Source organism: Pseudomonas sp. GW822-FHT02G04 (genome assembly GCF_058802085.1).
In genome coordinates this window covers 29,242-43,833 of the sequence record NZ_JBXANU010000013.1, presented here as the reverse complement: position 1 = coordinate 43,833, position 14,592 = coordinate 29,242, and the positions used below count along the sequence as shown (strand labels likewise).

Annotated in this window: 17 protein-coding genes; all 17 read right to left on the bottom strand. The window is 60.4% G+C overall.

Going from position 1 to position 14,592, the window contains the following annotated elements; translation table 11 throughout:
* Positions 1–7: 7 nt before the first annotated feature.
* Positions 8–2,545 carry a phage tail protein gene (locus AC1RO5_RS17395; protein WP_493176509.1) on the bottom strand — a complete coding sequence of 846 codons (2,538 nt, stop codon included), beginning with the start codon at positions 2,543–2,545 and terminating at the stop codon, positions 8–10.
* Positions 2,514–2,987, bottom strand: a complete 474-nt coding sequence (locus AC1RO5_RS17390) for an NlpC/P60 family protein (protein WP_493176507.1) — start codon at positions 2,985–2,987, stop codon at positions 2,514–2,516. Before AC1RO5_RS17390 ends, AC1RO5_RS17395 begins: the two co-directional genes overlap by 32 nt.
* Entirely contained in the window at positions 2,984–3,847 is an 864-nt protein-coding gene (locus AC1RO5_RS17385; RefSeq protein WP_493176505.1) for a phage/gene transfer agent baseplate hub protein, read from the bottom strand. Before AC1RO5_RS17385 ends, AC1RO5_RS17390 begins: the two co-directional genes overlap by 4 nt.
* Positions 3,844–4,500 carry a DUF2460 domain-containing protein gene (locus AC1RO5_RS17380; RefSeq protein ID WP_493176503.1) on the bottom strand — a complete coding sequence of 219 codons (657 nt, stop codon included), beginning with the start codon at positions 4,498–4,500 and terminating at the stop codon, positions 3,844–3,846. Before AC1RO5_RS17380 ends, AC1RO5_RS17385 begins: the two co-directional genes overlap by 4 nt.
* A gap of 8 nt (positions 4,501–4,508) precedes the next feature.
* Entirely contained in the window at positions 4,509–7,292 is a 2,784-nt protein-coding gene (locus AC1RO5_RS17375; RefSeq protein WP_493176502.1) for a hypothetical protein, read from the bottom strand.
* A 58-nt stretch (positions 7,293–7,350) separates the two neighbouring features.
* Complete coding sequence (locus AC1RO5_RS17370; RefSeq protein WP_493176500.1) at positions 7,351–7,554, bottom strand: hypothetical protein; 204 nt, start codon at positions 7,552–7,554, stop codon at positions 7,351–7,353.
* A gap of 65 nt (positions 7,555–7,619) precedes the next feature.
* Positions 7,620–7,967 (bottom strand): hypothetical protein, encoded by a 348-nt coding sequence (locus tag AC1RO5_RS17365; protein WP_493176498.1) that lies wholly within the window; start codon positions 7,965–7,967, stop codon positions 7,620–7,622.
* Positions 7,964–8,719, bottom strand: a complete 756-nt coding sequence (locus AC1RO5_RS17360; RefSeq protein WP_493176497.1) for a major tail protein — start codon at positions 8,717–8,719, stop codon at positions 7,964–7,966. Before AC1RO5_RS17360 ends, AC1RO5_RS17365 begins: the two co-directional genes overlap by 4 nt.
* Before the next feature lie 10 nt (positions 8,720–8,729).
* Positions 8,730–9,182, bottom strand: coding sequence for a hypothetical protein (locus tag AC1RO5_RS17355; RefSeq protein ID WP_493176495.1), 453 nt, complete (start codon positions 9,180–9,182; stop codon positions 8,730–8,732).
* Positions 9,183–9,187: 5 nt separating this feature from the next.
* A complete protein-coding gene (locus AC1RO5_RS17350; RefSeq protein ID WP_493176493.1) occupies positions 9,188–9,475 on the bottom strand; it encodes a hypothetical protein in 288 nt (95 codons plus the stop codon).
* Positions 9,468–9,680 carry a hypothetical protein gene (locus AC1RO5_RS17345; RefSeq protein ID WP_493176491.1) on the bottom strand — a complete coding sequence of 71 codons (213 nt, stop codon included), beginning with the start codon at positions 9,678–9,680 and terminating at the stop codon, positions 9,468–9,470. Before AC1RO5_RS17345 ends, AC1RO5_RS17350 begins: the two co-directional genes overlap by 8 nt.
* Positions 9,670–9,918, bottom strand: a complete 249-nt coding sequence (locus AC1RO5_RS17340) for a hypothetical protein (protein ID WP_493176489.1) — start codon at positions 9,916–9,918, stop codon at positions 9,670–9,672. Before AC1RO5_RS17340 ends, AC1RO5_RS17345 begins: the two co-directional genes overlap by 11 nt.
* Positions 9,919–9,952: 34 nt before the next feature.
* Positions 9,953–10,897 carry a Mu-like prophage major head subunit gpT family protein gene (locus AC1RO5_RS17335; RefSeq protein WP_493176488.1) on the bottom strand — a complete coding sequence of 315 codons (945 nt, stop codon included), beginning with the start codon at positions 10,895–10,897 and terminating at the stop codon, positions 9,953–9,955.
* A 52-nt stretch (positions 10,898–10,949) separates the two neighbouring features.
* Positions 10,950–11,366, bottom strand: a complete 417-nt coding sequence (locus AC1RO5_RS17330) for a hypothetical protein (RefSeq protein WP_493176486.1) — start codon at positions 11,364–11,366, stop codon at positions 10,950–10,952.
* 40 nt (positions 11,367–11,406) lie between these two features.
* The gene (locus tag AC1RO5_RS17325) at positions 11,407–12,759 is read right to left on the bottom strand and encodes a S49 family peptidase (protein ID WP_493176484.1); all 1,353 of its coding nucleotides are present in this window, start codon (positions 12,757–12,759) and stop codon (positions 11,407–11,409) included.
* A 2-nt stretch (positions 12,760–12,761) separates the two neighbouring features.
* Positions 12,762–14,372 (bottom strand): phage portal protein, encoded by a 1,611-nt coding sequence (locus AC1RO5_RS17320; protein WP_493176482.1) that lies wholly within the window; start codon positions 14,370–14,372, stop codon positions 12,762–12,764.
* Positions 14,369–14,590, bottom strand: coding sequence for a DUF6148 family protein (locus AC1RO5_RS17315; protein ID WP_493176480.1), 222 nt, complete (start codon positions 14,588–14,590; stop codon positions 14,369–14,371). The genes AC1RO5_RS17320 and AC1RO5_RS17315 overlap by 4 nt, the downstream gene beginning before the upstream one ends.
* Between the last annotated feature and the right edge of the window lie 2 nt (positions 14,591–14,592).

The window sequence follows — 14,592 nt, the reverse complement described above, 5'->3', positions numbered from 1 at the left end:
GTCTCTGTTAAGTGTTGAAGATGATCGCCGGAGCGAAGTTGAGCTGACTGCGCACACTGCTCCAGGTGTCGTAAGCCGCGGCGCGGAGGTAGTACGTGGTACCGGCGGTCAAGCCGGTGATTTGCCCAACACGGGAGCTGCCCTGATAGCCGATAGATCCGGCAATGGTCGGATCGAAATCAGCGTCTGTTGAGTACACAAACGTGTAACCAGCAGCGTCTGCTGCGCTGCTTACATCGCAGCTCACGTCAGCCGTGGTGCCGCTCGCGGTGGCCGCTGTCCCGGTTACGGGGGCTGGCGCGGTGTTGGTCACCAACACCGCGGCCAGTGGCGCACTGCCGGCAGCATTGCGCTCGATGATCTCGACGCGGTAACTGCGAATCAGCGCACCATCGACCAACGCGTCGTCACGCTGGTAGGTGAAGGCCGTGCTGGTGGTTGACACCTGACGCAGCAGCGCATTGCTTCCGGCGTTGCGGATCCGCACCAGCCGATCTTCGGCGCGAGCCCCCGCCGTCCAACTGACGGTGAAGTACGGCGCCTCGAATGAGCCGACCAGTGCCAAGTTCTGCGCCGATTCGGGTACCACGCGTGCCGGCGACAAGGTGACGCTGTACGCCGCGACGCTCGCCAAATCTTCCAGCGCCCGGCCATACACGTTAAACGAGCGAAACTTGACCCACACGGTTCTGCCGATCTGATCCTGGGAGTAGCTGTATTTCCAGACGGCATCATCCAGCCGCACAAACGGTGCCCCAGGTGGATGGCTAGCTACCGGCGAGCTGAGTCGTCCACGTCGCAGGTAGCCCAACTGATAGGCGCCCACGCCGGTCAGCGTCGCATCGCGGTAACTGAGCAGTTCCCCGTCGACCCAGCACAGGGTGGCACCGCTGTCCGCCTCGGCGGTGGTCGCGGCCGTCAGTTCGTCGGTGGCCGCTAACTGCACGGACAAGACATTGACCATATCCGGATCGCCGCCGGCGGCCAACGTGGCCGAAAGCGAGCCCATACGTGCCCGACCATAGATGGTTTCAGCCATCCGATAGCTGTCACCGTCGGCGCTGATCCAGATCTCGCAGCCACCCCAGTTGGGGCTCGCACCGGCCACGGCACCCCACACTTGCAACTGACCAGCAAGCAACAAGCTTTCCGGTGGATTGAACATGATCGGCGCCAAGGCCGGACCAGGTGCGACGTTCTGATTGCTCTGAAAACCGCTCTTGCTTTGCACCGGGTAATTCGGCGCACTGCCGACACCCAGCAATGCATCCTCGGCCACCACGGCCAATTTGCCCTCTTCGTCCTCCTCGACCGAGATTAAACGGACCAAGCGCTGATGTAGCTTCAAGCCCGGCTCTGTGATGGTGACCAGGTCCATCGGCTCCAGCAGCACATGCTGCCAACCCAGGGAAAACTGATATTCATTGCGCACGTAGAGCTTGCGCTGAACCAGCAACTGCGCGGCATGCGCGCCGATCGCCACATCACAAATCTCATAGGCCTTAATCGTCTGCATGGGCCGCGAGCCGAACTGCTCGATGGCCGCCTGATCAGTGCCACGCACCACATCGGTGTTGTACTCGTGAGCGCGATCGAGAATCTCCAGCGAGACTTCGTTGTAGCTGTCCGCCTGACTCTTGATCTTGAGCGAAACCGGAGGCTCCCCCTCCTCGGCCAGAAAATCGTCATCAGTTAGATTGGCTACCGGCGCGAGATCCGGGAACCAGGACACGCCGTTGCCGGTGACGGCTTGATCACCATATGGAATGACCTTGAGCTGACCCGCCGACCAGACCAGCTCGCTGTTGGTCAGCTGCAGCCAGCGGGCGATCGCTTCACTGGCCAGAGACTGCTCATCGAGCACCGGACTCAACAACAGGTTTTCAGCCAAGCAGTAATTACGATAATTGCTCAGGTCGGCAATCCATGCCGGGTTGAAGCCGATACCGTCCAGAGGATCGAGCAATAGCCCTGGCAAGAAGTCGCCGGGATTGGCGTCTGGCAGCCCCGGCACCTGATAGGGACCATCGACTTCGAATGTGTGATTCTGCACCCCAGCGCTGTCGTTGAGCAGGTACCGGCTGGAATACACATAAGCGGTGTCCGCGTAGGCGATGGCCTCGGCGGGATGATTAGTTTGAAGAAAGCCCCAAACCAGTTGATCCCGGGCACCTTGCGCAAAGCTGAATCCGGCCTGCGCCAAGGCGGACTGGGTCACCCCGTCGATGACTGCTTCGGCGAACACTTCCTTGTCGCGAAAAATGCGGTGAATCGCCCCCATCGGTCCGCGACCGATCGCGAGAATCAGCGCCGCATAGTAGGTGTAGGTGGTGTCTTTTTGCGTCGCCCCGCCGCCGCCTTTGCCGCCCGACTTTTTCTTGGTGGTGTGCGCGACGGCTTCGAAGTCGCTGTAATAAATCAGGTTGGGACTGATGCGATTGCGGCCGGCGAGCCAGGCGATCGGTTTACCGCTCGCGCTGCTCTGGACCTGCAGCGCATTGATGCGCGTGGCACTAGTAGAGATCGTGGTGCTGCTGCCCCCCATCGCTGACTCCATATAGGTTGAGTGTGTAATAACGCACCAGCTGATTGGCCAGTCGTTCCTCGCGCATATCTGCGTATTCCACGCCGATATCGCGGTAGGCATGGATGACCTGGTGTTCATCGATCACCACCGCGCCGTGACTGTACGTGCGGCCGAACCGCCACACCGCGACGTCTCCGCGTTGCGGCGTTTCCACTGGGTGACCGTACCGGTCGAGCCAGTCCAGATAACGTTCCTCGCTACGATGCAGGTGCCAGTCTTGAGCGTAGGGTCCGGGGTCGATCAAGGGCATCAGCCCAACCGCGTGATAGACCTCGATCAGCAGCCAGGCACAGTCAACACCGACACCCATCAAATGCTGACGGTGCTGGTACGGTGTGCGCAGCCAGCGTTCCGCCTCGGTCACCACTGCCGCCCGTTGCTGAGCTTCGAACTCGCTCATATGGACGTCTCCGCGACTGGGATGAAGGGCATGCCGCGATAACGCGCGCGGTTGCCGAACTTGTTGGTGCAGGCATCCAGCGTGCGCGGGCAGCCCGGATAAATCAGGAATTGATCGCCCGGCTCAGGCACGGCCGGCAACCCCAAGATCATCGTGACCGCGCCGTCTCCGGTCTGCCGGCGCACCGTGCGCGCTACACCGGCGTTCGCCCCGTTGACGAAGCGGATCACACCCTGGTCGAACCAGCCCTGATCCGCCGCCACGTTGGAGTTGATCCGCAAGGCGGTATTGCTGCCGGCCTGGACGGTACCCGCCGTCTGGAACAACACCCTATTAACCCCGCAATCGGCGCTGTACACCGTGCGCAAACACGACGGCTGATACACGCCCCGAGGGACTTTGGTGTCCAGCAATTCCATTGGCGACTTGACGGTGATGGTCGCTTGCTCGCGATCGGCGGGATCGACCTCCGCTACCCGGCCAATGAAACGCGTCACGGTACCGATCACCGGCTGGCCCCAGTCCGCCATGAAGGCCCGGGCCAGATTCAACGTCGCACCATCAAATCCACCACCGGCAATGAACGGCAGCACCGACTCCCCCAGCACCGTGTCGTTCAAACCGGCGGTAAAAGTGACGTTCAGGGTATCCACCTCGATGCCGCGCACCGCACGAACGCCGGTACGTTTGATCAGCGGGCCGCTGGCCGAGTAGTTCTGTCCAGCGTGGTAAATCTGCAAACCGGCATCGGTGTAGCGCAGCACCTGGCCGCTGGCCAAGGCGATCGTGTACAGGTCGGCCATGACGAAGCTGCGGGCCGTGGCCAGGAAGTGCTTCAACTCTGGGCTGGCATCGATCATGGTTTGATACTCGTAAAGGCGACGTTCTTCATTTCCCAGATGGTCTGGAATGGTTGAGCTTGATCGAGCGAATCAGCATCAAAGGCACAGCGAAAAAAGAACGCGCCGGCCCAGACCAGATCCGCACCCGGTGCAGGAGCGACGGCGAACGTGATCCGCCCCAGTTCATCAACGGTGTAGGCCTGGTCGTAAATCGATAAACCCGCAACCCGAACCGAATCGATGTTCACGACGCCATACACCGGCTCCACCCAACCACCGACTGCACGAGTCAACTGGAAGGTGTGCGTGGCTCCATCACCGGTACCGAATGAGTGATCAGTAACCAGATGATCGGTTCGATCGAAGTACAGAAATTCACCGAACTGACCTTTGCGGCTGTTGAAGAAGTCCACCAGCCGCGACCACTCATCAAGCCCGGGGCGTTTGCGTACAGCGTTGTAGCTGATCTGGAATGACCACAGTGGCGCCGTGTAATACGCGGTTGTCCGCCGGCGACCACTCACCGATTTCTGCATGCCCGTGCTCCACTCAGGCGCTTTTTTCGCCAACAATGTCTGACCCGGAAAACGCGGCAATACGTCATCCGCCATCTCGCCCATATCCGGTAGAACGGAAATCCAGCGCGGCGGCCAGATTGGTCCTAATGGCATAATTCCCCCTAAGCTTTGATGGCACCATTGCGTCGCAGCTTCTGCATTTCCTCGGCAAACACCCGGGCATTGCGCCGGATGTCCGCAGGGGTGAGCCGGCCACTGTGATCGTTGTAGTGATAGGTGCCACCACCGCCCAACTGCCCGTCGCCGTTTGCTGCCTGGCGGATGACGTTGGCGTACTGCTTGGGCAGAACCATTTCCTGTTCATGGAGTTGAGTCATCGGGTTGGTGCCTGCAGGGATGTCATAGCCGCCTTCGGCCGACGCCACGTTTTTCACCAAGCCAAACACGAAGGCGCCGGCCGCCGCAGCGGCAGCGACCCCCAGCACGGGACCGATGATAGGAATCGCCGACATGGCCGCAAAGGCGCCGGCCATGGCCTGCCAGGCGCTGGCGATTATGTTCTTGATGGTGGCCGCGCCCCAGATCGCAACGGACATCGCCGCCCCGCCCGCCTCAGCCGCGGTTCGTACGCCAACGCCGGCAACCGTCGCACCTGTTTTCGCCGTCTCACCGAAAACCCAGGCCATCAGTGGCTTGGAAACCATGTTCTCGATGAACGCGCCACCGATGCTGCTGAAAAGCCCATTCATCAGCCCGCGGGTGTTCATGGTGCCGCTCAAGATTCCATTCATCGCGCCGGACCAGCTCCCGCGTAAACTATCGACCATGCCGGTCCAGTTACTCTGGGACTCCATCGTTTGCTGACGGCCGATGACAGCCATGCTGTTGCGATGGGTTTGTTCCAAGGCTTGAATCTGCTGCTGGACCTGCTGCAGGGCGACCGGGTTGCGGTCGGGGTCTTGATCGAGCAAGGCTTTGCGCTGCTGCAAAGCAGCCGCTTCAATGGCATAACGCTGCTGCTCGAACTCGGCTTGCGCCTGCAGCAGTTGCCCCTGGGTGATCAGGTTGGCCTGCTGATCCAACTGCGCCATCTGCTCTGCATGGGTAATGTCCGTCAGCCGGGCTTGTTGATCGGCAGCAACTTGCTGCTGTTTCATGTTGGCAATCTGCTGCTGTTTCTCCCGCTCGATAGCAACCACCTCAGAAGCCGCCCGCTGGTACTCCTGAGAGTCTTGGCCATAGAGCAGCCGACTGCGATCCAGCGTCTGCTGAGCAATTTGCAGCCGAGCGTCCATGTTGTTTCGGTACTGCTGGGCCTGGGCCTGCAGATCTGCAAACGCTTTCCCTTCGTCCTGACGCCGAATCCCGTTCAAGGCACCCAAATAGTTGCGTTGCACGGCGAGTCTTTCGGAGGCACTGAGGTCAGTACGCTTAAGGATGCCCTGCCAGTAGTTCATTTCCTCCTGTTGGGAGAACTTAAGAAAGGTCCCCTGCTCCGACTGCATCTGCGCGTGTGCGACCTTCTGCGCATCCAGCGCTTCAGACCACTGGCTTATCCGGGATTTTGCAGGTCCAGTCGGCGCGGTCGGAGTGTCCATTTTCGCCGGTGGCGGCGTGGTGGTTTGGACCAGGTTTTTGCGATGCTCGACGGCAGCCGCGTATGCCTGTTCAAGCTTGGTGAGGCGCGCTATTTCAATGCCATAGGCTGTTGGAGCGACGCGCCCTTGCTGGGGAGCCTTGGTCAACGCGGTATCGCCGGTCGCAGCCATTTCCGCGACCTTGAGACGTTGCGCCTCAATCCGCGCCATGCGCGACCGCATGCCGGCGTCTACCTGATCGATTTTCGTAGAGGTGAGCTGCATGCTTTCCAGCAACAGGCGCTCTTCCTGTAGCGAGCCCTCCAACTGAGCCTTGCCACCCCCACCCCGCGATCCTTTATTGCCAACGCTTGCCAGCATCGCCTCATAGCGAGCGACATTCGCCGACACTTCTTCGACGGTCAGCCCTACCCCCGTCATGCCTTTGAGAATTCCATTGAACCAACTGGCGGTTTCAGCCAGATGCTTGTTCAAGCTGATAAAAACGGGTTCGAGGATTGTGCCAATGGTGACCTTGAGTTCATTGCTCTTCGAGTCAAGCTCAGCCTGGCTCCCCGTCAGCCCATCGGCCGCCTTCTTCGCATTGCCGACCTGAGCCTCGGTCTCCTTCATGATCCCATTATATTCAGCCTGAATTTTCTGCGAGTCGCTCAACTTGTCCCGCGTCGTCCCAATGCTCTTGGCGTACTCCTCCCACATCTTCGCAACGTTTTTGGTTACCCCGGCGTTGTCGACCAGAACCGAGTTTTCGTTCTTCAAGCCCTCGGTCGCAGTCACCACCGCTTCGGACATGCTGAGGCTGGCTTGTCGGTTGAACGCCGCGGCGTCTTTCAATCGGCTGATGACCGACACCGCCTGGTCGACGCTGTAACCGCGACTTAGCAAATTCTGCAGCGCCTTGGCAGCATCCCCGACGCTGATCAAACCATCGGAAGCCAGCTTGTTGGCCTCATCCATGGCCCGCCCGATACCGACGCCAGCATGATTGGCCACCGCTTCCAAACCGCGATAGGCGGCCTGCTGCTGGATCGCCGCATCCTTGCTGTCACTGACCAACTGGCCCAGCTTGAACGCTCCGACCCCAAACACACCCAAAATGCCCGCGGCTACACCACCCAGCCCAGAGCGCATAACAGTGGCGACACCCGCAAAGGCATCATTCACCGCCGGACCAAACTTACCGATCTGGGCCTGACTCCCCACCATGTCAGTGTTGATGGCCCGCAGCTCTCGGCTGAGCGTTGTTCGGGCGTCACGCATGTTGCGCTCGATGCTTTCGACTGCGCGGTCAAAACCCTGGGTGCCGGCAGTGAACTGGTACGCGATATTTCTATCCATGCCGGACACTCACTGTGCAAGAAATGGAAACTCCGCCGAAGCGGAGTTCTGTTGATGGTGTTAACGATCACTGAAGCGGATCGGCTGGCACGACAAACGCATCCAGCGCGCCCCGCAAATGCGGCGGCAGTTCGTCGCGCATATCTGCTGCCAGTGCTGCCATGTTGGCCGCCAGATCCGGTGCCGCCCCCTCCGACTGCGTTGGCTTGTATCCCAGATACCCGGCAACCAGCACATGCACAGGCGGATGGTGATGCCAGTAGTCGGTCATGTGCCCGACCATGACCATGTCCCAATCACGTCGCAGCGTGACCGGGCTTTGGCCGGTACTGGCGATCAGGTGAGCGTAGAGCTGGCCCCAGTCGAAGGGGCCAGCACTTCCCCCGGTGCCGCATCCTGAACTTCCATACCCGAGGCGTTCATCACCGCATCGAGGGCATCACGCATGTTTCTCAGGTCCAACAGCCCGGCAACCTCGCCGCGCTCGATATCAGGATAGTTACGACGCAATGCCGCGTGCGTCGCATCGATCATGGTCGCGATGCTGTCCTTGTCCATGTTGCCCGCCATCACCGAGTTGATGCGGTCCAGCAGTTGCTCTAGATCACCCAGAGCCAGCGGCGGAATGACCAAAACCTTCCCGGGAAACGCGAACTCGACACCCGGTATATTCACGACCGTCATTCGCTGGCACTCCAATACACGACCTCGCCAAACTCATCGGCGTAGCCAGTGAATTCAAAGTCAGGAATGGTGTAGTCGTCCTGCTTGGTGCCGAAGCTCAGCTTGTTGCTGACGAAGTTCGGTACCCGGACATAAATCGATTTGCCCTTGTACTTCAGGTACAGCTCGCCCTGAAATACCGGCATATCGCCCATCGGCAGGTTGCGCACGGACAGACTTTTGCCGGTGGCCACCGAGTAGCGATAATCGATAAACACCGGTGTATCGGCGTCCGCCACCGCAAAGCCATACTCACCTGTCGTGGCGTCATAGGTGTACTGGCCTGTCACTGGCGCAGTCAAGACGCGTTCAAAAGCCACCGCGCCACCACCGCGAACACCCAGGTCACCGGCCAACAAACCACCTGCGGGGGGATTGACAATGATTTTGCCCCCTACGGGAATTGGCGTCGGTGTGGTCGCGTGATGCACCAGCACCTGACCTGACTGCAGGTTCTGGCCGAAAACCAGAGCATTCCACTGCGCAAGGCTGATCTGCGCCGCTTTTGCCTTTCCGGACAGTTTGCCCTGACCACGAGCGGCGTCGACCGCAAACTGCTCGCTACCGAACAGCTCCTTGGAGTCATAGGACAGATCTACCGAGGCTTCCTGCATGATGCCGAGCAGGATGGGGGTCGGTGCGGCCAGCGAGTTGCCATAGGCGTCCATCAGCGGGGTGGCATAAAACAACCCGCTGCCGAATGCAATTTGCATAATGTGTTCCTCAGTAAAAGGTAGGGCCGGACGTCAAGTCGCCGGTATTGCACAGGTAGGTAAAGCGGTAACGCACCATGCAGTTACCGGCGGTGTTGTCCCCGTCTTCCTCGATCCAATCGATGTAGAAGCGTTGAATCCGATCCGCCTCAACAAACGCATCTTCTGCCAGCAGGACGGCATGGACCGCGACCTTGACCAGATCGGCAACCTGGTCCCAGGCCTCACCGGTGGTGGTGTTCTCCCGCGCCAGAATTTCAACTGACAGTTCAAACTGGTTGCGGTCCACAGAGGCGCTTTCGCGCTCGGTGGTTTCCAGATCAGGACGCAGCACGATGGCCGGGGTCATGCCTCGCGTCAGCGCTTCAGTACGGCTGCGAAACACACGATCCTCTGCCAACGTACCGGCAGCCGAAATCAGCGCCCTCGCCTTTTCGACGATGCGTTCTTGAATTGAAGGCATGGGATTTAAACCTTGGTGAGAGAGGCCAGACTGAAAGCGCCGTCATCAACCATGCGGCGATCGCGCACCCTGAAAGTGACGCCACCGACGGTGATCAACTTGGGATTGTCGATGCCAAGTCGTTCGGCCTCGGCAGTGATAACCAGGATCTCGTAGCTGGTGGATTGGCTGTTCAGCCCACCCATTCCAACGATCTCGTCGGGCATATCCCGGGCCGCCAGAAAGGATTGACCATCAATCACCCCTCCCACGTCGAAATCTTCCAAGAAGCCCGCGAGATCCTCATTAAGCACTGCTGCCCTCCTTGGCCTGGGCGCCTTTGCGAGGGCCGCTTTCCTGACCTGGCTGGGCGACGGTCTCCACCTTCACCTCCACCAATTGATGGCGAAAACATTCGGCAACGTCAGCCGGCAATTCAATCTGGCTACCGGGCTCGGTTACCTTGTTACCCGGACCGCGAAACGCTCCGGACACAACCGTGTAGGACTTATTCGCCATCACTGCCCCCAGCTGCTTTCTCGACCTTACTCACGCGTTGCGCCAACGCCTTGTCCGGTTCGCCAGGGATTACGATCACCTCCCCCGCCTTGAACTGAACGGCATCCAGAATGATGTAACGCCCCTTCTTGCCCTGGACTGGTTCCAAGCTGTGCGCACGCGCAGCGGCCTGGGCAGCGGTCAAGATCAACTCACCGCTGTACAGCGTAATGGGCTGATCAACGTGATACTTCGGCATATCGATGTCCTCGATGACGTGTAGGCCGGCTGGCTTACACCAGTTTGTTCAGGACGGCGTATTGCCAGCGACCGAAGCCAACGTTGCGCCAGGTGTCGACACCGTACTGGTGGGCATCGTTGTCGAACTCGTATTCCGAGCCCTCGGCCTTGGCCTTCATCACCACATCGGTTTCCTGCTGACGAATGAACGCTTTCAGGCGACCGTCAGTACGCAGGGTGACGAACTGGTCCTGCCAGGCATTGAGGCGGACGTTGCCCACCACGCGCACCACGACATTGTCCGGCATGACGATTTCGCTGATGCTGGTACCGCGGGGAACGCTCAACGCCGCTTGGGCAACGCTCAGCAAGTTGAACGGCACCATCACCAAAAATTCGCGAGCCAGTTCGTTGATCGGCTCGCCCTGATCGTCTTTGAGGCTGGTCAACTGGGTGACCGACTTGGCTACGGCCTGCTGGAACTCTTCGACGCTTGGGGCAGTCGGTGTGCCGTGCACCTTGGCCGGCAGGCTGGCAATGGTCGTGGTGATCTTGTTGGACTGGACACCGCTTTGGCCTTCCTGGTGGTCGGTGTCGAAGTAGTACTGCCCGTCGTAGCAGACCTGGCTCTCGCCGTTGAGCAGCAGCACCGACAACAGGCGGGCCCAGTGTGCGTTGGTACGGTCGGCCAGCTCGCCCAGACGAATGCGCAGTTGACCGGTTTTGTCGCGGCGCAGTTCTTTGACCAGGACTTCGATCGTCGCTTCAAAGTGCAGATTTTCGATTTCGAGCTCAGCACTGTTGAAACCCTTGGCATGACGCCCGCCGATCCATTCGCGCAGGGTTGGCACCATTCCGATCCATGGATAGGTTTCTTTGGCCTGGTCGGAGTCGAACAGGTTGGACACGGCATCGATCCAGGTATTGCCGACATTTTGTTCGAGCAGCTCGTAAAACGTACCGATCACGGCACGACTGGACAGTACTTCAGCACCCATGGGTGATTCTCCCGAAGAAGGATGAATAAAAAAAATGGAGTTGCGCGGGATGTTACGGAGCGACTGGAATGGCCTGTGCAGCGAACTTGACGATGCCAACGCCGCCACTGACGAAGCGGTGCACATGGCCGACGCGGCTATTGCCAGCCGCGGTCAGCACGAAGGTGCCGCTGTCACTGGCGTAGACAGCCTTGCCGATGTCCGTGATCGCCAGCGCAGCGACAGCGAGCTGAACCTTGCCGTGCTCACGGGTACGAACGCGGATCGCACCGGCGTCACCGATGCGGTTGTCAGCGCCGCGATCGGCAAAGCCGACAAACAGATCACCTGCGGCGAGCGGTCGAGCCAGGCCGCTGGCGGCAACAATGCCGACCGCTGAGCCTTCGAAGATTTGAGCGCCGCCGGCGACGGGCAAATCGTTGATATCCCCCGTCTCGTAAGCACGTGGGGTGTCGAGGGTAAGTGGCATAGGGTTCTCCAGGGCCAAGGGTTAGAGGATTACCAGGTACTTACTTTTTCAGGACCTTGATCAGGCCTTTTTCGGAAGCCCGGCGATAGCCGTGGTAGGCCTCGAAGGTTCCGAATTCAGCGCGCAATTCCTTGTCGCTATCCCACGTAGCTTTGGCGCGCTCTTCCAGCGGCGCATCCGGATCTTCCTGTGTAGCCACTGGAGCCGCTGGCGGTGTCGCTACGCCCGGTACGGGCTCGGCAGCACTGCCGCGAATATCGGCCAGTGCGGTTGCGCGCTTCGATTTCTCCGCACCGATCACCTGTGCGGCGGCTTCGGCACCGCTGGTTTTGCCATCGAACTTGAGGCTGGCAATCAGTTCTTCATGGCCCGGCAAGCTAGCCGCCTCGACAGCCTTGATGCGGTCACACTCAGCACGGGCACCGGCTGCGTGTGCGTCATGCTCCAGGCTGGCCAGCAGCTCGGCATGGTTCGCGGCCAGGTACTCGCGGGTGATGGCTGGCTTGTCGGTCGTTGGGGCCGGTGCGGTGCTGCTATTTGGCGTGGACATGGATCGATCTCCAGAAGAGCTGCCGTTGAATTCGGCAATAAGGTTTTCAAGGGTGGATTCACGGTCAGCCATGCCCAGTTCAACGGCATCAGAACCAATCCGCATATCGCCCTGGCCGAAGTCGGCCAGCACGGTTTCAACACTGAGGCCGCGATAGTTGGCCACGTCCTCGACAAAGATGTCGGTCAATCGATCGACGTGGGCCTGGGCCTGCGCACGGCCTGACTCGGTGCCGAAGTCCGGCCGTTTTTTGGGGCTCTGGCTGCTGACGATCTCGAAACTGCCGTCGTCGCCGTTTTTTTGCACCGTCAACACAGTGCCGATAGAACCAACGGCGCCGGTGCGGCTCATGACAATTTCATGGGCCGCCGCGGCCATCCAGTAACCGGCGCTGGCCGCGTTGCCGGAGACGTAGGCCACGACCCGCTTGGGCGAGGCGCGGATCATTTGGCCGAACTCCGCGATGCCGCTGGCGATGCCGCCGGGCGTGTCCATCACCAGGATGATGGTGTCGGTTCGCGGGTCATCCACCGCCGTGGTGAACTCCTTGGCCAGCACGTCCAACGAGGTCGCACCGGACAGCGCCGTAAAGAGGTTGGCGTAGCGGAACACCGGGCCGGTGACCGGCAACAACGCCACGTTGCCACGCTGTGTCACCGTTCGAGTGTTCTGCAAGGGCTTGCCCTGCCGAGCCTCCAAGGCTTCTGGCCCTTCATTCTCGCGGCGGGCGATGGCGGTAATGGTCTGCAGCATGTCCGGGGTGATGGCCCAGGGCTCGCGTGACACCAGGTCGAACGCCGTCACCCGGTGCACGGGAGGTGCATCGGTTGGGTTGTCGCTCATAGTTATGTCCGTTCAGGAATGTCGGGGTTTACGGCAGGCTCATTTTCCGGGCGTGCTGTAGGCGTTGCAGAAAGGCCATCGTCAAGGCGGCGCTTTACCTCCAACGCCCGCTGTTCGTGGTTTTCTTCCCAGTCGCTGCCGTCATAGAGCATCGATTCCTTCGCCAGCGTGCTGATGCCGATATCAATACGTTTTTCCGCGGCGTTGATGTCTTTCAGGGGGTCCACCGTACCTGGGCCATCTCCGACCCACAGCGACCCGCAATAGGCGTATCGCAACAACGGATGGTCGAAAAAGCCCGGCGCTTCGACATCACCTTGCGCAACGGCCTCTTCCAGCCAATGCTCGTACACCGGCTGGCAGAAGTTGTGCCCCAAGAAATCGCGACACCCCCGCACAAACTGCCAGGCCTCCATGACGGCGGCTCGGGCCGCCGTATAACTGGCAGTGAAGTGCTTGATTAGCACCTCATACGGCAGCTCCAGGGCCATACCGATCTGCCGCAACATCGCCAACACGAACGGGTCGAAGGCCAGGTTCGGCCGTCCCGGCGCGGCGGTTTCGATCGAGGCCCCATCGTCCAGCTCGGCCACGATGCCGCCGCTGAGCGAACCGTCCCACCCGCCAGACTCGCGACCAGCTGGACGATCACCACCCACCGGCGTATTGCCCGTGGCAGCCGAGGCCAAAGGGCTAAGCTGACCACCATTGCCTGGCTTGATGAACACCGCGAAGAACGCGGATACCACCGCCGCTTCCAGCTCGGCGTCGGTGTAGCGGTCGAGTTGTTTGAGTTTCTCGATCACCGGTGCCAGGTAAGGCACCCCGCGGGGCTGACCTACACGACGGCGCCGATACAGGTGCAGCAGCACCCGGCCGCCCCGCTCATTGAAGAACGGACGTTCATCCCACTTCCGCTCTTTCACACCCAGCGCACCCGGATGACTGCGCAGGATGTGCGCCTTGACCGGCGCCCCGTCCGCATCACGCTCTATACCTGCGGTGAGTGTCTCCGTGTCGGCCTTGCCGTCTGGATTGCAGACCCGATCGCCCTCAATCAGCTGGATGCACGCAGAGTAGTGATGGCCTGGTTGAACTTTGTGCGTCAGCAGCGGGAACACATCCCCGCTGCTCAGCACCGACCGCCAGGCCAGCTCCTGCAGGCCGTAGAAATTCTGCTCTCGAGTAATGTCGCAGCAGTTAGTTTCGGCCCACGACTTGAACAGCGATTCGGTATTGCGCTGCCAGCTTCGGGCCTGCTCTTCATCCCACCCGAGGATCTGGCGATTGACCACCGACTTGAGGGCCAGGCCGGTACCGACCGTTTTCGTCGTCACTGTGTTGATCGCGCCGCCGCCGATGGGGTTGTTGCGTTCCAGGTCACGACAGCGTTCGCGCAGCGTAGGCAAGTCAGGCAGCAGGTCCGCCGCGGCACTGCCCGCCGTAGGATTCCAGGCACTCAACGAGCGCTTGGCCTTGGAGGCGCCGGTGTAGCCGCCCAACGCGGTCATCGTCATGCGTGCATGCATCCGCTTGGCACCGCGCTCTGGACTGATCCAACTGATGGCTTTGTCCAGCAGCGTCGGTTCAGGTGCTTTCGGTGCGCGGCTCATAGCGGCGTGATCCCACGCAGTGTTATGCCCCTAGGCCGTCCACTGGCCAGCCGATCAACCTGGCCTTGCCAGTAGTCGATCATCCGCGTGATTTCAGCGGCATCGGCATATTCCAGCTGCCGGGTGCCGATGCGATAACTCTGTTTCTGGCTGACCTTGATGCTTGCGTCGAGCCACGCTTGCAGCTGGTTCTGCGCCTGTTCCAGTGTGATGGCCATGG